Source organism: Brevibacillus schisleri (genome assembly GCF_055685845.1).
Genome location: NZ_JBVNDM010000001.1, coordinates 4,518,504 through 4,534,604, shown reverse-complemented (window position 1 = coordinate 4,534,604; position 16,101 = coordinate 4,518,504). Strand labels below are relative to the sequence as shown.

The 16,101-nt window shown below is 39.7% G+C and carries 24 protein-coding genes; 19 read left to right on the top strand and 5 right to left on the bottom strand.

What is annotated here, in order from left to right; all coding sequences use genetic code 11:
• Positions 1-103: 103 nt before the first annotated feature.
• On the top strand, positions 104-331 hold the full coding sequence (locus ACUUHJ_RS21250; protein ID WP_472299838.1) for a transcriptional regulator: 228 nt from the start codon (positions 104-106) through the stop codon (positions 329-331).
• A 32-nt stretch (positions 332-363) separates the two neighbouring features.
• On the opposite strand, the gene ACUUHJ_RS21245 is transcribed toward ACUUHJ_RS21250, so the two are convergent.
• Positions 364-876: a hypothetical protein gene (locus tag ACUUHJ_RS21245; protein WP_472299837.1), complete on the bottom strand. Its 513-nt coding sequence runs from the start codon at positions 874-876 to the stop codon at positions 364-366.
• Positions 877-1,007: 131 nt separating this feature from the next.
• On the opposite strand from ACUUHJ_RS21245, the gene ACUUHJ_RS21240 reads away from it, so the two are divergent.
• From ACUUHJ_RS21240 to ACUUHJ_RS21230, 3 genes are all read left to right on the top strand, one after another.
• Positions 1,008-1,241 carry a helix-turn-helix domain-containing protein gene (locus tag ACUUHJ_RS21240; RefSeq protein ID WP_472299836.1) on the top strand — a complete coding sequence of 78 codons (234 nt, stop codon included), beginning with the start codon at positions 1,008-1,010 and terminating at the stop codon, positions 1,239-1,241.
• 19 nt (positions 1,242-1,260) lie between these two features.
• On the top strand, positions 1,261-2,607 hold the full coding sequence (locus ACUUHJ_RS21235; protein WP_472299835.1) for a tetratricopeptide repeat protein: 1,347 nt from the start codon (positions 1,261-1,263) through the stop codon (positions 2,605-2,607).
• A gap of 794 nt (positions 2,608-3,401) precedes the next feature.
• The gene (locus tag ACUUHJ_RS21230; protein WP_472299834.1) at positions 3,402-3,578 is read left to right on the top strand and encodes an excisionase family DNA-binding protein; all 177 of its coding nucleotides are present in this window, start codon (positions 3,402-3,404) and stop codon (positions 3,576-3,578) included.
• A gap of 328 nt (positions 3,579-3,906) precedes the next feature.
• On the opposite strand, the gene ACUUHJ_RS21225 is transcribed toward ACUUHJ_RS21230, so the two are convergent.
• The 3 genes from ACUUHJ_RS21225 to ACUUHJ_RS21215 all read right to left on the bottom strand — a co-directional run bounded on the left by ACUUHJ_RS21225 (position 3,907) and on the right by ACUUHJ_RS21215 (position 7,137).
• Positions 3,907-5,049 (bottom strand): site-specific integrase, encoded by a 1,143-nt coding sequence (locus tag ACUUHJ_RS21225; protein ID WP_472299833.1) that lies wholly within the window; start codon positions 5,047-5,049, stop codon positions 3,907-3,909.
• A gap of 137 nt (positions 5,050-5,186) precedes the next feature.
• Positions 5,187-5,912 carry a hypothetical protein gene (locus ACUUHJ_RS21220; RefSeq protein ID WP_472299832.1) on the bottom strand — a complete coding sequence of 242 codons (726 nt, stop codon included), beginning with the start codon at positions 5,910-5,912 and terminating at the stop codon, positions 5,187-5,189.
• Positions 5,913-6,138: 226 nt separating this feature from the next.
• Positions 6,139-7,137 carry a helix-turn-helix domain-containing protein gene (locus ACUUHJ_RS21215; RefSeq protein WP_472299831.1) on the bottom strand — a complete coding sequence of 333 codons (999 nt, stop codon included), beginning with the start codon at positions 7,135-7,137 and terminating at the stop codon, positions 6,139-6,141.
• A gap of 149 nt (positions 7,138-7,286) precedes the next feature.
• Between ACUUHJ_RS21215 and ACUUHJ_RS21210 the strand changes: the two genes are divergently transcribed.
• From ACUUHJ_RS21210 to ACUUHJ_RS21145, 14 genes are all read left to right on the top strand, one after another.
• Complete coding sequence (locus tag ACUUHJ_RS21210; protein ID WP_137027965.1) at positions 7,287-7,517, top strand: helix-turn-helix domain-containing protein; 231 nt, start codon at positions 7,287-7,289, stop codon at positions 7,515-7,517.
• A 161-nt stretch (positions 7,518-7,678) separates the two neighbouring features.
• Positions 7,679-7,933: a hypothetical protein gene (locus ACUUHJ_RS21205; RefSeq protein ID WP_162309029.1), complete on the top strand. Its 255-nt coding sequence runs from the start codon at positions 7,679-7,681 to the stop codon at positions 7,931-7,933.
• Positions 7,934-8,227: 294 nt separating this feature from the next.
• Positions 8,228-8,662: a hypothetical protein gene (locus ACUUHJ_RS21200; RefSeq protein WP_472299830.1), complete on the top strand. Its 435-nt coding sequence runs from the start codon at positions 8,228-8,230 to the stop codon at positions 8,660-8,662.
• A gap of 119 nt (positions 8,663-8,781) precedes the next feature.
• Positions 8,782-9,141, top strand: coding sequence for a helix-turn-helix domain-containing protein (locus tag ACUUHJ_RS21195; protein ID WP_472299829.1), 360 nt, complete (start codon positions 8,782-8,784; stop codon positions 9,139-9,141).
• Between the two features lie 269 nt (positions 9,142-9,410).
• Positions 9,411-10,307: a hypothetical protein gene (locus ACUUHJ_RS21190; protein WP_472299828.1), complete on the top strand. Its 897-nt coding sequence runs from the start codon at positions 9,411-9,413 to the stop codon at positions 10,305-10,307.
• 15 nt (positions 10,308-10,322) lie between these two features.
• On the top strand, positions 10,323-10,727 hold the full coding sequence (locus ACUUHJ_RS21185; RefSeq protein WP_376900031.1) for an ArpU family phage packaging/lysis transcriptional regulator: 405 nt from the start codon (positions 10,323-10,325) through the stop codon (positions 10,725-10,727).
• Positions 10,714-11,094 carry a hypothetical protein gene (locus ACUUHJ_RS21180; RefSeq protein WP_472299827.1) on the top strand — a complete coding sequence of 127 codons (381 nt, stop codon included), beginning with the start codon at positions 10,714-10,716 and terminating at the stop codon, positions 11,092-11,094. The genes ACUUHJ_RS21185 and ACUUHJ_RS21180 overlap by 14 nt, the downstream gene beginning before the upstream one ends.
• 23 nt (positions 11,095-11,117) lie before the next feature.
• A complete protein-coding gene (locus tag ACUUHJ_RS21175; protein ID WP_472299826.1) occupies positions 11,118-11,597 on the top strand; it encodes a hypothetical protein in 480 nt (159 codons plus the stop codon).
• Positions 11,594-11,836 carry a hypothetical protein gene (locus tag ACUUHJ_RS21170; protein WP_376900033.1) on the top strand — a complete coding sequence of 81 codons (243 nt, stop codon included), beginning with the start codon at positions 11,594-11,596 and terminating at the stop codon, positions 11,834-11,836. The genes ACUUHJ_RS21175 and ACUUHJ_RS21170 overlap by 4 nt, the downstream gene beginning before the upstream one ends.
• Positions 11,814-11,981 (top strand): hypothetical protein, encoded by a 168-nt coding sequence (locus ACUUHJ_RS21165; protein ID WP_376900034.1) that lies wholly within the window; start codon positions 11,814-11,816, stop codon positions 11,979-11,981. The genes ACUUHJ_RS21170 and ACUUHJ_RS21165 overlap by 23 nt, the downstream gene beginning before the upstream one ends.
• A 105-nt stretch (positions 11,982-12,086) precedes the next feature.
• Positions 12,087-12,758 carry a hypothetical protein gene (locus ACUUHJ_RS21160; protein WP_472299825.1) on the top strand — a complete coding sequence of 224 codons (672 nt, stop codon included), beginning with the start codon at positions 12,087-12,089 and terminating at the stop codon, positions 12,756-12,758.
• Entirely contained in the window at positions 12,755-12,955 is a 201-nt protein-coding gene (locus ACUUHJ_RS21155) for a hypothetical protein (protein ID WP_472299824.1), read from the top strand. The genes ACUUHJ_RS21160 and ACUUHJ_RS21155 overlap by 4 nt, the downstream gene beginning before the upstream one ends.
• Positions 12,956-13,624: 669 nt before the next feature.
• The gene (locus tag ACUUHJ_RS21150) at positions 13,625-14,269 is read left to right on the top strand and encodes a hypothetical protein (protein WP_472299823.1); all 645 of its coding nucleotides are present in this window, start codon (positions 13,625-13,627) and stop codon (positions 14,267-14,269) included.
• A gap of 243 nt (positions 14,270-14,512) precedes the next feature.
• Entirely contained in the window at positions 14,513-15,103 is a 591-nt protein-coding gene (locus tag ACUUHJ_RS21145; protein WP_472299822.1) for an NYN domain-containing protein, read from the top strand.
• A 50-nt stretch (positions 15,104-15,153) separates the two neighbouring features.
• Here ACUUHJ_RS21145 and ACUUHJ_RS21140 read toward each other — a convergent pair whose 3' ends face one another.
• Positions 15,154-15,312 (bottom strand): hypothetical protein, encoded by a 159-nt coding sequence (locus ACUUHJ_RS21140; protein WP_472299821.1) that lies wholly within the window; start codon positions 15,310-15,312, stop codon positions 15,154-15,156.
• A 108-nt stretch (positions 15,313-15,420) separates the two neighbouring features.
• Between ACUUHJ_RS21140 and ACUUHJ_RS21135 the strand changes: the two genes are divergently transcribed.
• Positions 15,421-15,972 (top strand): hypothetical protein, encoded by a 552-nt coding sequence (locus tag ACUUHJ_RS21135; RefSeq protein WP_472299820.1) that lies wholly within the window; start codon positions 15,421-15,423, stop codon positions 15,970-15,972.
• The last annotated feature ends 129 nt before the right edge of the window (positions 15,973-16,101 follow it).

The following is a 16,101-nucleotide window of genomic DNA, read 5'->3' as shown; positions in this document are numbered from 1 at the left end:
TACTATCCGATGCGGCAGTGAATGTCCAATATGACGAATTTCTTCACACGTTAACGTATGAAATTATTCGTCCTTGTCCATCATGATTAGTGAGGTGATAAGGATGTTTGGTCTTGGAAAATACAGAACGCCATTCGGTAAATGGTTGGACAACCAAAAGAAAACGTCTGTAGAGTTTGCAAAAGAAAGTGGAGTGCATCGTCAAACTATAGATAGCATGGCAGGAGAGAAAGGATACGCGCCACGACAAACAACCATTAATAAGGTGTTGATAGCTGCAAAGAAAATTGATCCAAAAGCAACGTATGAGAAGTTGTTTCCACCAATGTAAAGAAAAAACCAGACCTTAAAGGTCTGGATTAATCACCATCGATACTTATTTGATAAATTAATAATTTCAGGATGACTATATCCGTACTTTTCTAATTTATCTTCTGCTTCTCTGGCAAGTTTTAAGTTGTAAAGTGACTCGATCAATAAATTCGTGGCATCTTGGAACTTAAGTTGTTTTATCTCTAGATCATGACTTACTTTAGAGATTAACTCAATTGCATTTTCTCTGTTCTCTGACAATTTTAATATATGCCGCATAATTTCAACCGCAATCTTTAAACTAATATCTAACGAATGATCTTCAATATAAAGGGTCTGATTTGAATAAGACATTTCCCCATCAATTCCATGTTCTTCCCAGCCACTACTAATAGAATTTTTGTCAGTAAAAATCCATTTATCAATTATGTAATCATACTCTGTCAAAATATGGTAAGCTAGATCCAATATACTTTCTCCTTGTTTCTCAACGACTATCGTTTGAACTATGGGGGAGTCAATCCCATTTCTTTCCTCCCATTGAGACATAAGTTTAATACTCATATATCCCATCCTCTTCCTTAATACCTAATACTTTTATCTTATCACATATAATAAAATGGAAAAGCTGTTGACACATGTAAGTAGCCTGTAGTAGTATTTATTCAAACAGAGAAACAAAGGTGGTCAATTTAATGATTGATAATAAGGAAAAATTGACTAAATACGTAGTTGATAATGTAATGACATCCGGAGAAGTTTTAGATTACCTAGGAATCGAACGACAAACTTTGCATTCGCTTGTTAAAAGAGGAAAGTTAGTTCCTCTTAAAAAAGCAAAAGAAACAAGTTTATTCCTACGTCAAGATATAGAGGATCGTAAAACGTCAGCAGAGGAATTAAAAGAGAAGTTCAGACCATACGAGTAATGCTAGGTAGGTGGTAACCTTGGCTTATAGCGAAGAAGAATTAAATGTTATCAAACATGAATTAAGACAAGCTATTCAAAGACAAATGTGGTCAAGGGGCTGGTCAAAATCTGATCTAGTCCGCGAAGTCAATAATAATAAAGACCAAGAAGATCAGCATAAGCTACACTTAAGTGATTTTAGTTCATACATGGATATTAAGGGTAAGAGGACATTTCCTATTTCGGTTATTGATGATATAAGCAAGGTGTTTGAATTAGCGGAAGGGGAATTGTACCATCTTTACTTCGGAGAATGCTATAAAGATGGCAAACTAATCGGATACAGAAGTGAGGATTTTATCTTTAGATGTATTGTCGTAGACAAACTTGATATTTCAAATAAATTAATTGGTGCCCTAATTAATAAAAGCTTAACCAATTTGAACATTGTTTATGAAGTTGTTAAACGACTCTATTTTGAAAATAAACTAAAATTAGGAGAGCATTTAATAGAGTTGATCTTTGAGAAAGATAATAATCGATTTTCCAAGCGATTGGCAGCCTGCTACTTCTTTAGGTTTTTCATTTTAAGAGATCGAAGTATGGAAGACGGGAACAAGGCGCTTGTACGGATGTTAGAATACCTAAAATGCATGCCAGATGATATTAGAATGGAAGCATATTTGAGAATAGTACGCTTTTACAATGCTCAAGATGATTGGATCAACACATACCAATATGCAAAGGAACTAGAAGCTCTCGCCACTGATGAAAATTTTCGTGGAGAAGCCTTAATATATCAAGGCTTTGTATTGAGAGATCAAGAAAATTATACTGATGCTATTAAAGTTATGGAACGGTATTCTGCTATAAACGATTATTTTAAAAACATAGCATTAAAAAACATTTATTTAACACAAATTCTTAGTGGAGAATTTCAATATGTTGATAAGTATCTTGGGATGTTTAATAACAAAAATGAATCGATGGGATTTCCATACATTTTGGATGCTTATGTGAAATACAGTAAATTGAACGAAGCGGTAAGCCTATTGAATGATTTTGGAAGCGTAATCACTAATCTTGAAAAACATTCAACTCCTTTTCACAAAAAAATATTGTTGCATATTATGTCAACAAAAGCAATGTTGCACATGAAAAATGGTAACATCGAGTTAGGGATATCTGAAGCTATAAGGGCGGCGGAATTGGCTGATCAACTAGGAAATACAAAAAGATTCAAACAAGCCGTTTCACTTATCTGGAAGTACAAACATTTAGCAAATGATGTACAAGATGCAGATTTCCTGAATATCTTAACAAGGGGTGTAACAGGAAATGAAGAAGTTCAAAAAAGTGGCTTTGACAATGTTAGCTGCTCTTAGTATCGTAACAGGATCGGTAGGGGCAGCAACAGATGAGGGAACTATTAAGACAATGCATGATGGAGGCGGATGGTAAATCTAAGAACGGGAAACCGTTCTTTTTTTATTTGCATTGGAGTTTTTTGGTTATTGTGTCGAAATTTGAAGAAAGTTTTATGTATTTCATGTCATCAGAAATATTCGGTACGTAGTATATATTATAAGTGATATTAAGGGGAGGGGGTGTAAATATGCTAATTAATCCGAGTATGAGTACAAAAAATAAGAACGTTCTTCTGCCGGGAAGCTTTCAGAACGTCCTTATTCTAATCGTGCCAGCTAGACACATTACAACTATATCACATTGTATTGACCGTTGACTATTGTCAAAGGACTAGACATACACCATTTGAGAACCTATAGGTTCCTGAAAAACTCGCAGGAGAGAGAAATAATTTCTCTTCCGCCTACTACACCTTTTCTTTGATCCAATCATACAGTTGGCTCATTTCAAACTCAGGAATATAATTCCTTAACTCTAGACTGATGGTATACATAGCTTCAGGAGACATCTTTTTACCATTACCTTTTCCGTCAAACTGCGCGAAATGAGAAATCATCCTGGTAGAATATCCGGTTCGTTTGCTGAGCTCTGCCTGAGTAAGCTTATTAATTGAATCAAGGATTGGTTGCAGTAGGCATCTCCCGCGGGAGTATGCCATATAATCTCCTTTCAACAACAGCGATTTTGGCGAATTATACCATCTAACAATGTACATGTAAATATACTGAGGAACTTCAGGAGGTTAAAATTAATGAATTCATTTTTGGATAAAAGTGAAGCTGCTAATCTACTTGGAGTAAAAGTTCAAGAGATAGATAAGATGATAATAAGTAAAGAAATCCCACATCTACGCATAGGGAGACACATTAGGTTTAGATTAAGCACAATTCAAAAATGGTCTAAAGAAAACAAAAAGAACCCGGCATAAAAACCAGGTTCTTTTTGTTTTGACGTGGGGACAGCTTGGGGACGAACTGGGGACGAATTGTAGTGTAGGAAGGCAGAAATGGAATTGTATTATCGATTTCTATTTTCGCGGAAGCTTGATATATTAGGCGTTAACCGACATTGACCAATATTAAACAACATCAATATCTACTTTGACAGGGTGGGGGTCGCTGGTTCGAACCCAGTCCGGATCACCATAGAATAACTGCTGAAACCCTTGGTAATCAAGGGTTTTTCTTATTTTAACGCGACCCCGCTTGTTCCCCTTTTTTACGAACAAATGAAAATTGGTGCCGAAATGGTGCCCTTTATTCCACTAAAGATTTCTTGGTGCCATTTGGTGCCGAAAAGAACATTTCCCCGAAAGCATCGGCCGTTTCCTTTTGCATGTGTGGTGTAATGTGCGAATAGCGATCCAGCATCTTCACACTTGACCATCCCATACGCTCCGCTATGCGTTTATTGTTCTCTCTCATTTTCAAGAGCATAACAACATGAGTATGGCGTAGATCGTGAAATCGAATTCTTTTCAGTCCTGCTTTTTCAGTAAGGCGATAGAATGTGCGATTAATATTTCGCGGTGAAACAGGTGTACCTAGCTGTGTGCATATTACCAGGTCGTTATCCTCATAAATATCTCGATTTGCCATCTTTTCCTCTTTGGTTCGGTGCCGCAGTTTCTCCAGCTCAATTGCTGTTACCTTATCAATACCGATGGAGCGGATACCTGATGCTGTTTTTGCTCCAGGCTCCAGAGTTTTTCCGTCATGGTTAAGAATCTGTCTTACGGATAATGTCCGGTTCTTCAAATCAAGATCCTGCCACCTTAAGCCTAGTATTTCCCCTTGCCTCATTCCGGTTGTTACTGCCATCAACAGAGCACAGTAATAGCGATCGTCTTTGGCAACTCCAAGAAGACGGTGCGCCTCTTCATCTGTCCAATACATCATTTCTTTAGTTTCGGCTTTGGGACGATCGACAACAGCAGCAGGATTTTTAATAATCATATCCCAGCTCGCAGCTTTATTTAGCGACTCGTTGATAATGGTGTGGACTTTTTGAATGTTCTCTCCAGAAAGTCTGCCTGTCTCTTGAAGCTTATTATATAAATTTTGGATGTGCCGAGGAGTGATGTCTGCGAGGGCCAAGTTTCCTAAGGCCGGCAGAATGTGGTTATTCACCAAGCTACTATACGTTTCAAGGGTGCGCGACTTCACTTTTGTTTTTTTGTCCTGAAGCCAGTCAGTCATAAAGTCACGATATAGACCTTTTGAAGCTTCGAGATTTAAACCTTGTCCAAGTTCGTTTAATAGGTCGCGTTGGGCGGCTTCAGCTTCTTTTTTCGTCTTGAATCCTCTGCGTTTGATCCTTTTCCGTTTTCCATTCTCGTTAATTTCTATAGTGAAGTACCAGGGGTTCTTTTGAACGTTCTTGTCTTTAGTTACTGCCATCTTCCATTCCTCCTTCTTTGATAAAGACGTTTTAAAATAACATGGATAAGTTAATTCGTCAGTAGTACTTTGAACTCTTCTTACTAGGGTAGGCAGCCAGACTTTATTGATACCTTTGTTAATCTGTATTCTTCGCTTTACAACGAGTTTGAATAAAGTGTATCTTTCCTTTTTGCTAGCATTGCTAATGCTTCGTCAAAGTTACCAAAAGGATCTTTACTAGAAACTAAATTGAACATAGTTTCTTTTGACAGAAAATAGGTATCCCTAGCAAAAGGACTAGATAAAGAAGCGTATTTATCAATCAGAAAATCCTTGTCTTTTAAGTGTTCAAAATTCTTTGTATAGTTTCTTTTAAATTCAATAATTATAGGTAACATGTATTCATAAAGGGAAGTAGCATAATGCTTGGTTTCTTCGAACTTAGGAATATAGCCTTTGTGAATTACATCATTCCGAAAGGTAACCCATTTTTGAGCAATCTTGGGAGGAGTTTGTTTATAGTGTAATAACCATATAAAGTAAAATGCACCGAGTTGTCTTTCAGATTGTACAGTAACCATTTTCCAAGTTTCATTCATAGCTGAATAATTAATTCCATGAACACTTAGCAAAACTCTTATACAAAATTCGTGAAATCGTTCAAGAGAAGATGCATAACTAGACACCGCTTCCCGAGTGTAACCGTCTAATAACGCAAGTGATCCGAGTTCAAATAATGTTTCGAACTGAGCTTCGTTCAAAATTTGTACAGTTTTATGCCCTTTGTCACAATCTATCTCGTATATTGCGGTATCCTGAATCTCTATAGGGTAAAGTTTTGAAACATCATGGCAAGGAAAACAATTCAGTAGAATTTTCAATGTAATACCTCCTTAATATTTCCATAGTGTTGTATATCGGTTAAATTAAGAAGTGCTATCTTTACGAAGAATTTCACACCCACTGTCCTCTAATTAGCTGACACTCGCGACTGTCCTCTAATCCGAGGACAGTCAAACTTTTTCCTTCATTAGAGCGCGAAGCCTAAAGAAAATATTAAAGAAATATACTCGCGACATGTCACTCGTATTTAAGAGTGGCATTTTTTTATTTCTCTGAAGAGATACGATCGCGAAACAGAGCATCGAGGTATGCGGTGAAGAGCTGCTTGTCCTGATCGGTGACCGTGTGGCCGTGGTAAGTGATGCTCACGTTTTCTATAACTTCGGTTAGCTCCATTGATCGGGGGTGTTTTGCTCCAACTTCGTATGCGGGATTGAACCGTTTGTGAAATTCGTGCGCAATGTCCTGCAGCTCTTGAAGCACATCCCATTTGAACTGAGCATTATCGATATCATTTATCATATTTGCGAATTGGTCAGGTATATCGTCTCTAATTCCGTTTTTGTCGCTAATAGTCACTTCTTTATTTGATTTCACATTGTGATTTTTGAATAACGCTCCGATTCTTTCGCTAATTTCTCCTTCTATTCTTCCAAGAAACGGATGCTCGCGATCGCCGATTAACAAATGAATGAATGATCTAATATGTTCATCAAAAACTCTCGATGTTGCCGAAGGCGAGTTTGGGCTATTTTCGTTAACAACTCCGTGTTTCTTTGCTGTTTCCAGTACCTCCATATATAAATCACCCATGTCTGAAGCGTCTCCTTTTTCATACATCAAATCAATTAAAGCCTCTGGGGTATACTCAAAGTTCTCATCGACATAGTTTTCAATGGAATTAACTAGGTCTTGTTTTACTTCCTCAGTGAATTTTCCACTAGGGGCCATTTTTTTAATCAACTCTCTAAATTCTTCTGTAAATTCAATGCGAAAATCATAGTGAGACATCATTTGAACTCTTTTTTCGTCCGTCAACCCTTCAAAATGTCCACTTTTTTCAAGCATTTCACCATATGAGGTAGAAGTTAAATACTTAGAAAGGATTCGAAGTGTCTCTATTGTTGCTTTTTGTGTCCCCGCTTCAATTCTTGCTATTGTGCCGTTGCTAACTCCACTTACTGAAGCTAGTTTACGTTGGCTTTTATAGCCGCTTCTTATTCTCTGCTCTTTAAAAAACTCCCCGAACGCTACTTGGTTCATCTATATGTCCTCCGTAGATTGTTTTTTATATTTTAGCACAAGTGTTTCGTTGCCGAAACAAAATTGAATTTATTCTGCATTGAAACTGTTGCGTTAACTACACACTCATGATATATTATGTGTAGTCGGGTACACAAAGGAGGGGTAACATGAAAATTCGGCTTAAGGATCAAGGCTACTTTGAAGAGCTGCTTATTCGCAAGGGCCATTCGAAGCGATCATTTGCGGAAGCAGCAAACATCGGGCAAGTAACGGCTCTACAGATTGCCAACGGCGACCGTAACCCTAGCCCGCGAATCGCAAAGCGGATTACGGAAGCTTTAGAAGTGGAGTTTGACGAGATTTTTGTAATTGAAAAGCCCGCATGCTCAAAGGCGTGACGAATAAGTGGAGTCTTCCACACATCGCTTCGTTCGGATTGTAGGGAACGGATGGAGGTCGGTATATGCGAATCAAATGCGGAACCTGGCAGCGCCTGTTACTTGGAACTAAGCTGCAACTATTGAAAGCAGTAGCTCGAGGAAAGCGAGGCTGAAAACCGATGATGTTCCTATCAGATCACATGAAAGAGACAGCCGACGTAATGGCTGGGTTTATAACAGGCAGGCTGTTCGTTGAAAGCGGAACAGTTGGCATCCAGCAAGCTAATGGAGAAGAAATCTACCTGGGTGAACGGGATCACATCGAGGTTCGTAACGGTGACGTTTATCAGCGCATCACAATAGTGGAAGCATTGACCGCTAAGACTACAGAAGGTTGGCCTTTGTATGCCGGACTATATGCGAGGGTGAGGTAAAGGGAGAAAGAAACGATGGTTGTCATAGAAGTTTCGGACAGCGTGACTAATTAATCTTTGGAGTCTATTTCAGCAGAGAACGGGCAGAGCAAGAAGTGGCGAAGTCAGATAAAAGCTGGTGGGTGGGCGGACCAGTGTACAAAGAGTTTAACGGCGTGTCTTGCGATATCTAAAACGTTTGAACACATGCGAGGGTAGTAAAAGGCTGCATATTTACCCAGCTACCATCAGCTTACTAGTAAAACGTGTGTGAACCGTCATGAAATTCACGACAGAAAAGAGGTGGTCATTCTCTTGAAGACGAGAAAAGACATTCTCCGTCCGATCCGAAAGTTGGCTCGCTCTCAATGTGCATCATTCAGCCCTGATAGTAACGGCCATTCCAACTGCTGCTATTTAAGTTCGAACACTCAGCCTCAATGTGTTTTCTATCGAGATGATGAGCAGTATCCAGAACAAATAAAGGCAGGAAAGGTTCGATGCCAATATTTTGAGATGCATGTTCTGCCTGTTGATCCGGCACTGGAATTAGCGTATTGGGGAAAACATCCAGCTGGCGAACAAGGTCAGTCCATCGGAAGGTGTGCGACTTGCGGGAATTCTTTTACTAAACGCTCGAACAGACAAGAATTTTGCTTGAAATGTCGTGAACTGCAAACCCGAAAAGTTAACCGCGCACGACAACGCAAAAAATATTGGGAAGACAAGGGTAAAATCCTCACGATTTAGACCATTAAAAAGCCTGTAACGGCGCGGGTTTGCAAAGTCGGTTTATCGGTGGTGAGTATGTTTACACCTAAAACCTGATTTTTGACCTCTAAAGCGTGAGAAAACAAGGGGGATAACCAATGCGTACTTCAACGCGCAGGAAAACAAATCGCTCTATTAGCCCAGCGGTGATTGTACATACAGCTCAGCCAATTGAACAGCGACCAGATCCAAACCAGCTCGTTCAGCAGTTGGCCCAGCAGATGGCACAAGCATTATTCCAACAGCAGCATGTACAGCCTGTGCAAAATAGACGAAACACGCTCACGGTGAAAGAAGCCCTTGAGGAAGTCTTTGAAAACTCGATTTCAGAGTACAAGCTCTACGCAATGTTGAGGGCTGGGGAAATACCACATGTAAAGATTGGGGCCAAGTATCTGCTACGGCGAGAATCTTTGGAAGCGTGGATGAGGCAGCAGGAGCAGGGGGCTGGCTCATGATTCAAGACAATTGGGAGGGCGTTTGGAAATTGCAGCTAGATTCTCTCAACTTGGTATCACAGAAGAAAGAGAAATGACAGCGTATATTGCCCGAAACACTAAGGTGAGAGGCAATAAAAGACCGACATTGAGAGATTTACAAGCCCTACTCCTCAACATGGACTCGCAAATGGAAGCGAAACAGTTTAAAAAATTGCGGCAGGGACCGGACTATGACTATCAGAGGGTATGTATGTAATCCGCAGTGATCATGAAAGAGAGGTGGTGATGTGAGAGGTTGGATAAAGTTGCACCGTAGTATTATGGAAAGTTCGACATTTCAAAAACTTACAGCAATACAAAAGCTAATTGCTATTTACATTGTGTTGAATGCAAATCACAAAGACGGCGTCTGGATCGATTACTATCGAGGAGCTGAGGTTGAGGTTAAGCGCGGTCAATTAATAACATCTCGGCAAAAAATTATCGATGAGTGGTTCAACAATGACAAAGATGTAACCAACCAAAAAATCCGTACTTGTTTAACGAAATTAGAGAAACTCGGATTTTTAACCATCCAATCAACCAACTGGTATACGCTCATAACCGTTGTTAATTACGACATTTATCAAGGTAGTGATGAAGAATATAACCAGCACTCTAACCAAGACATAACCAAAACTCAACCAACACATAACCAGCAGGATAACCATAAACAAGAAGTATTTAAGAATGATCAAGAATGTAAAAAGAAATCTTCTTCCTCTCGAAACAGGTCAAAGACCTATTCCGAGGACAGTGATTATTTCAAAATGGCTCAATACTTTTATGAAAAGGTAAAAGCAGTAGCAGAGGAAGAAGAGCTCCAACATTTGATCATTAAGGCTGATCATCAAAAGTGGGCAGACGAATTTCGGAAGCTTGTTGAGCTAGATAAGGTCCATGACAAGCATTTAATTCGAGATGTTATTGACTGGGTAACATCGGACCCGTTTTGGAAAGTGAATGTCCTTTCCGCCAAGAAGTTCCGGGATAAGTTCGGAGAGTTGGCCTTGAAAATGAGGTCAGCTACAAAACCAAAGCAACAACAAAAGCTCAAGGCAGACTCACGCGACAAGGAAATTGCTTTCCAGCGATGGGTGCAGGAGGGGAACAACCCCGAGAGCTTCAATTGGGGAGATTCTTAGAGGGGAGGATGTGATGTGAGGGTACAAGTAGATAAATCGACCTTCAAAACCGTTGAAGAAATGCTTAAGCAGGCACAGTTTTTAAAATACATCAATCTAGTTGGTGTTACAGAGGACAAGCAGCTAGTTGATGACATCGTCCAGCATCGTAAGAAATTTGTTGAACGGATCGAAAAAGCAGTTGCACTTCTTGCTCCAAAAGAAATTCGGTTGATAACCGAGCGGTACCTTTCACAGGATGGGAACTATGTCAAAGATTATGAAGTGTATGAGGCTATGCAGATCAGCGAGTTCACGTACTACAAATATAAAAATAGAGCAATGGAAAAGCTAGCTGAGATTCTAGGCATTAGCTCGGAAGGTCCAGATTCTCATTGGTGCCCACTTTGCAATCGAGGTGTTACCAGTGAAAGGGGCTGATGCGTTACATAAGGGTGAACGAAAAGCAATACTTCAATCTGTTGAATCCCTTCTTGAGAAGTACAGGCTTTGTAAATACCTAATTCCAGAAGACGGCCAATCCATTAGATCAAATCATGATATCGAATCACTGGAAAAGCATCGTACATTCTGTAGAAAGATTGAACAGGATGTCAGTCAGCTACCGGATCGTGAACAATTTTTGATCAAAGAAAGGTATCTAGGTGTCAATACCGATTATATCACCGACTATCGAGTATATCGCGATCGTTTCGATCCGCCGATCAGCGAGGGCACTTATACCAAGATCAGGTGGAGAGCTATGTACAGTTTGTCAGTCCTGCTAGGACTTACAGAGTACCAATAAAACTATGAAAAGGATGATTGAACATGGAAAAAGCTAATCTGATAGATATGGTTACAGGGATCACTTGCGAAGGTGAAAACATCTCGTTTGATGATTTCCTGATTCAAATGTCAGGCAGCGGCGAGATTTATGAAGGGTACATTGGCGAACTAATAAGTGTTGCAACTACTGGGGATGTTGAATGGCACGAGGTCTGCGATTATTTTGTGCCGATTGTAAGGGAAGTCCTTCTAGAAGCCATTCAAGAGGACGACAAAGCTATTTTTATTGGGTTAGCAGAGTCTATCATATTTGCTTGGAACCGGCTGAAGGCGAAACAGAATGCGTTAAAGGAGGCAGATCGGGAGTTTATCTTCAACGAGGAAACACCAGATTTGGCACACGTTGTGGAAAATTTGTTCCACTATCTTAAGGAAGGATGGGAAATCAAAGAAACAGTCTTTTGCGCTGCTGGAGATACCCATGTTGTGATTAGCAAGAAGGACAAGGGTATGGGCTCATGAACCACAGCAAGCGTGCAATTTGGTTAGCCGTTAATTCCGAACATGGCGATCGCCTGGTACAAATCACACAAGAACATACCAAACTTGCCCGAGAATTACTCATAGATCGCTATCGATTGTCGGATGAGGAGGTGGAGATTTACAAGGCACGTATCGAACAGCTACGCCGGGAGCGCGAAAGCATACTGAAACTGTTTCAGGAGGGTGGGGACGAGGATGGACAACAGAAAAACAGTTGACATAGGGAAACTGATCACCGTCATAAAAGACCGGGGCATAGATGCAAGTAAGGTTGAGGCGCTAATAGAAGAAATAAGGGCGGGAAGAAATAATAACCCCACTACCGCGAATAGTGAGGTTATCAAAAACACTAACATAGCATGAATCTAGGCTATGTCTCACGGAACAAATTTTATAACACTACAGACTATGAGTGCTATATAAATTTCAATCATGTGTCAATCAAATCAAAACAAAGGAGAGATACAGATGTTTGGAAACAAAACGTTACAGCAACATGTTGATGAGTTTTTGGAAAAAGTGAGGGAGAGGGAGGGAAAGATCCAATCAAAAATTGAGGAACTGGAATCTCAACGGGAGTCTCTCATGGCTAAAGTTAAAGAGCAGACTTCAGCCATGGTTGAATTAGAAATTGCGGATGATGATACGGGTGCTGCAAAGATTCTAAAAAGTAATCGGCAGATGCAATTACAAATTGAAGAAATTAAGTATCGTATTCAAGAATATCTGGCCCAGTTTGAAAAAACCCAACAATATGAAAAGAGCTTGGACAAAGTGAAGGATGCTGCAATTCAAGCTAAGAAGGCGCTGTCTGAGAAGATGACCATGTACAAGAAACAAGAAGAGGAATTGGAACAGCAAATGGAGGAACTAAAGAAAAAAAAAGAACAAGTCATTTTGGATTGGCGGGTAGCTCATCACAGCGATATTGAAGGAGGTTTGATTAACCTTGCGCCTTATATTGACAGGAGGGCAAGAAAAATATCATATCCTGAAAATAAGGAATTTATACGTAGCTGGCTAGATGGCGAGTCTATAGAAAAGTACTTCAGTAAACCGATGGAAAAGCAATACACAGGGCCTAACATAGCAGTGAGCAACACCGAATCGACAATGAGATATGGGAGTGAAAAAATATGAATAGATGGGTAGAAAATCAAAAGAGAGTCAAAGAGTTAGAAAGGCTTGGAGTTCCACTGAACCACATTGTCAAAGCTGCTATTAAAGAATTAAGAAATGCTGAATATATTGACGTAGATCGTGTTAGATGTGAGTACCACCTTACTGAAGGGGATGCACTTGCTGCAGAGATAGTAGCTTCTCTCAAAAGAAAGTGAGTAACTAGGTTGGAAACATGTTTACTGCCCCACACTTTTTGTTGGTAACAACAAGGTAAACAATTCTTATTTACAGGAGGCTTAATCGCCGGAATTCAATCAGAGGGCTAAAAGAATGGGTATTGTTTTTGACGCCGCATACTTTTCCCCCTCAATGTATGGTTACAAATGCCCCTGCTCGACTTTTATGAGTGGTTAAAAATTACACCTGATTTAACAAAAAAGTTTGAAACATAAATTTGACCGCCTACGGGCGGTTTTTTCTTGACATGAATTTTAGCCTTTCGTATATTCATAAAAACGAAGGGAGATGTAATATTTTGGATGACTACTCTTTCTGGGTGACTTCAGAGATTCTAAAGTACATGCTACTTATTTTCAAAATGATATCATCCACTGTTCCGTCTTGGGTGTGGTGGATGGCAGTGATGGTAGGAGTTGTAGGGGTTCTTCAATGGAGAGTGCAAAGAAGGTAGTGCAGCGCTGTGATGGCGCTGTTTTTCTTTTAACAGTAAGATAGACTGAAGATTATTCTAATAACTTGTGAATGAACCAAAGGAGTGGCACGGCGTCTGCCTCAAGATGGGGCATGTGAGATAGAAAAATTGGAAAATCGTGACTCTTTGATTTATTATGTAGAGTAATACGCATAAACGGAGAGGGAGCACTATGAATTACACACTGCTTGATAATGGCGCTGATTCATTCAGGGCGGCATACAATTGTTTGCAAAAGCTCGAGAATTTGCAGGAGGGTTTAGAGCATAATTTAAAAGATGCAGTGATTTTTCTAAATCACGGGGTTGAAATACTGCTCAAACTGGTACTGAAAAATCATAGCGCAGCGCTTATGTTCACAGATATTAAAGCATATCAAAAGGCACGGGAGGAAATGAAAAAAAGCGGCAAGGCTGATGTATTTGAAGTAGATCAACATCTGAAAACGGTCACGTTGGAGGAGGCAGTGAAGAGGGTCGAATATTTATGTGACATCGAAATCCCTGACCAATTGAAAGCGGCCATATTGTATATTAATAAAATTAGAAATAAGCTTATGCACTATGGAATCACTTTGGATGATGCTGAATTGGAGACTTTGACACGACGATTAAAAGCATGCTACGAAGAATCCGTCCAATTTCTCCAAGCTCACATTGAAGACTTGGAGGAAAAGATTAGGGGCTCTAGGTTTGAAATGACCGCTGAAGAATATTATGAATATCAACTAGAGAATATGGCCGAGATGCGGTATGAAGAAGATCGTATAATGGCATTAGAAGATGCTTACGAAGATCTCGGTGAAGGAAAATGGTAGATTGATATTAAAGCACCCAAACGGTGCTTTTTCTTTTTAATCCATTCCTGGTTGCTGCTGGAGGGCCATTCACCGCGCTCATACCCGAACACTCCCGGGCAACCTCGACCACAGGGGCTAAAGGTTTGGATCGTGGCGGCCGCCTCACGCCGAAGGAAGTAGGAAGTAAATATCTATAAGTAAAATCATTACAGGACAAATGCTATTATTTGTAGAACTCTTTACGACGAGAGGAGACGATTTATGGGGAAAGTTCATATTTTTTGGGATAACAGTAATATTCATTTTGTTGGTCTACGACAAGTTATGAAAACAAAAGAGCCAGATAAACAGCCAGAATTGTTTAGGACTTATTTTAAAGGGTTATTTGAATTAGCTAGGCGCAATAGAGAAGTAGGAAAAGCCTATCTAGCAGGTAGTGTGCCACCCAAAAGCGATAGTTTATGGGAGCATATACGCTCTAATGGTATTCAGGTTGAATTATTGAAGAGAACCGCTGAGAATAAAGAGAATGCAAATGATGTATCAATTCAAGCTGCAATGCTTAGAACTGCTGTAGATCACATTGGAGCAGATGATACGTTCGTAGTCTTGACGGGTGACGGCGCTGGCAAAATGTTAGGAACAGGGTTTTTGTCTGATCTAGAAAGAGTACATGAAAAAATGGGATTCGGTATTGAAGTGATTTCTTGGGATGCAGGATGCAATAGGTATCTAAGAAAGTTTGCGGAACAAAGGGGTAGTTTTATTGCCTTGGAAGATTGGTACGAATATGTAACCTTCATCAAAGGTGAACGAAGGGCAAAAGAAACGGACTTGAATTTTGTGTTTTAGCACCCACGTGGTGCTATTTCTTTTGGCAAAAAAACCACCGGAAACAGTGGCTACTCGTATTGTCCATTCTTTGCTGCCTCAAGAGCTGCTTCTTGTGTTGGATAAGTGGTTGCAGAAATCTTACCAGCTGGTGGGACTAGCGAAGATGACATGCAAACTCTCCAGTCATTTGGAGAAATTTCTTGAACATAAACTCCTGGTTCAATCATGGTTAATCACCTCCTTCGAATCAATGAATGACAAAAAAGAAGGTCAGCTTGTGGGCTGATCTCTTGTTATATGTTATTTTAAAAATATATTCAAAAGGGAGGTAATTTATGAAGATATCAGTATTTTTAAGTTATCCAAAACCATTTTTGAAAAAGCAGCAAGATTTTATTGAATATATATGTAATTATCTAGATGAAAGGGGATTTCAGCCAAGAACTCTTGGAGTTACAGATTATGATATGGATGCTCCTCTTACTGCAATTCGTCGGCTCATGTTAGAATCCAATGGTTTAATAACAATTGCTTTTAGAAGAGCCAAAATTGAGAAGGGGGTAGGGAAACCCGATTCAGATATGCCAGATGTAAAATCATATGATTTAACAGATAAATGGATCACAAGCCCTTATTGTCATATTGAACCTGCAATGGCGTTTCAAATAGGATTACCAATATTAATTTTCAGAGAGAAAGGCGTAATTGATGATGGGATGCTAGAGAGAGGGGGCACTGGACTTTATATGCCTGAATTTGATTTAGAAAACCAAAATTCAGTTAACGATTATTTTTCCAATCAGGAGTGGAAGCAAATAATCGCTAGGTGGGAAGGAAAAGTAAGGATGGTTGTTGAAAACAAAGGATGCCCGCCAAGACTTTATTAATACGGTGTACACCTCAGACATTCTCTTGAACTGAAGGCACATTTTCTTGATAAGCTAATCAAAGATGGGGATTTACTCGAAACGATACTCCTCATGGTCGAAAAAAGCACCCGGGTGGTGCTTTTTCTT

Excerpts from the sequence above, each read along its gene's own strand:
- ACUUHJ_RS21150 (WP_472299823.1), top strand. The coding sequence starts at position 13,625 with ATGAATTACACACTGCTTGATAATGGCGCTGATTCATTCAGGGCGGCA.
- ACUUHJ_RS21230 (WP_472299834.1), top strand. The coding sequence starts at position 3,402 with ATGAATTCATTTTTGGATAAAAGTGAAGCTGCTAATCTACTTGGAGTA.
- ACUUHJ_RS21165 (WP_376900034.1), top strand. The coding sequence starts at position 11,814 with ATGGACAACAGAAAAACAGTTGACATAGGGAAACTGATCACCGTCATA.
- ACUUHJ_RS21250 (WP_472299838.1), top strand. The coding sequence starts at position 104 with ATGTTTGGTCTTGGAAAATACAGAACGCCATTCGGTAAATGGTTGGAC.
- ACUUHJ_RS21135 (WP_472299820.1), top strand. The coding sequence starts at position 15,421 with ATGAAGATATCAGTATTTTTAAGTTATCCAAAACCATTTTTGAAAAAG.
- ACUUHJ_RS21170 (WP_376900033.1), top strand. The coding sequence starts at position 11,594 with ATGAACCACAGCAAGCGTGCAATTTGGTTAGCCGTTAATTCCGAACAT.
- ACUUHJ_RS21195 (WP_472299829.1), top strand. The coding sequence starts at position 8,782 with ATGCGTACTTCAACGCGCAGGAAAACAAATCGCTCTATTAGCCCAGCG.
- ACUUHJ_RS21210 (WP_137027965.1), top strand. The coding sequence starts at position 7,287 with ATGAAAATTCGGCTTAAGGATCAAGGCTACTTTGAAGAGCTGCTTATT.
- ACUUHJ_RS21245 (WP_472299837.1), bottom strand. The coding sequence starts at position 876 with ATGAGTATTAAACTTATGTCTCAATGGGAGGAAAGAAATGGGATTGAC.
- ACUUHJ_RS21140 (WP_472299821.1), bottom strand. The coding sequence starts at position 15,312 with ATGATTGAACCAGGAGTTTATGTTCAAGAAATTTCTCCAAATGACTGG.
- ACUUHJ_RS21160 (WP_472299825.1), top strand. The coding sequence starts at position 12,087 with ATGTTTGGAAACAAAACGTTACAGCAACATGTTGATGAGTTTTTGGAA.
- ACUUHJ_RS21175 (WP_472299826.1), top strand. The coding sequence starts at position 11,118 with ATGGAAAAAGCTAATCTGATAGATATGGTTACAGGGATCACTTGCGAA.
- ACUUHJ_RS21205 (WP_162309029.1), top strand. The coding sequence starts at position 7,679 with ATGATGTTCCTATCAGATCACATGAAAGAGACAGCCGACGTAATGGCT.
- ACUUHJ_RS21225 (WP_472299833.1), bottom strand. The coding sequence starts at position 5,049 with ATGGCAGTAACTAAAGACAAGAACGTTCAAAAGAACCCCTGGTACTTC.
- ACUUHJ_RS21155 (WP_472299824.1), top strand. The coding sequence starts at position 12,755 with ATGAATAGATGGGTAGAAAATCAAAAGAGAGTCAAAGAGTTAGAAAGG.
- ACUUHJ_RS21240 (WP_472299836.1), top strand. The coding sequence starts at position 1,008 with ATGATTGATAATAAGGAAAAATTGACTAAATACGTAGTTGATAATGTA.
- ACUUHJ_RS21145 (WP_472299822.1), top strand. The coding sequence starts at position 14,513 with ATGGGGAAAGTTCATATTTTTTGGGATAACAGTAATATTCATTTTGTT.
- ACUUHJ_RS21215 (WP_472299831.1), bottom strand. The coding sequence starts at position 7,137 with ATGAACCAAGTAGCGTTCGGGGAGTTTTTTAAAGAGCAGAGAATAAGA.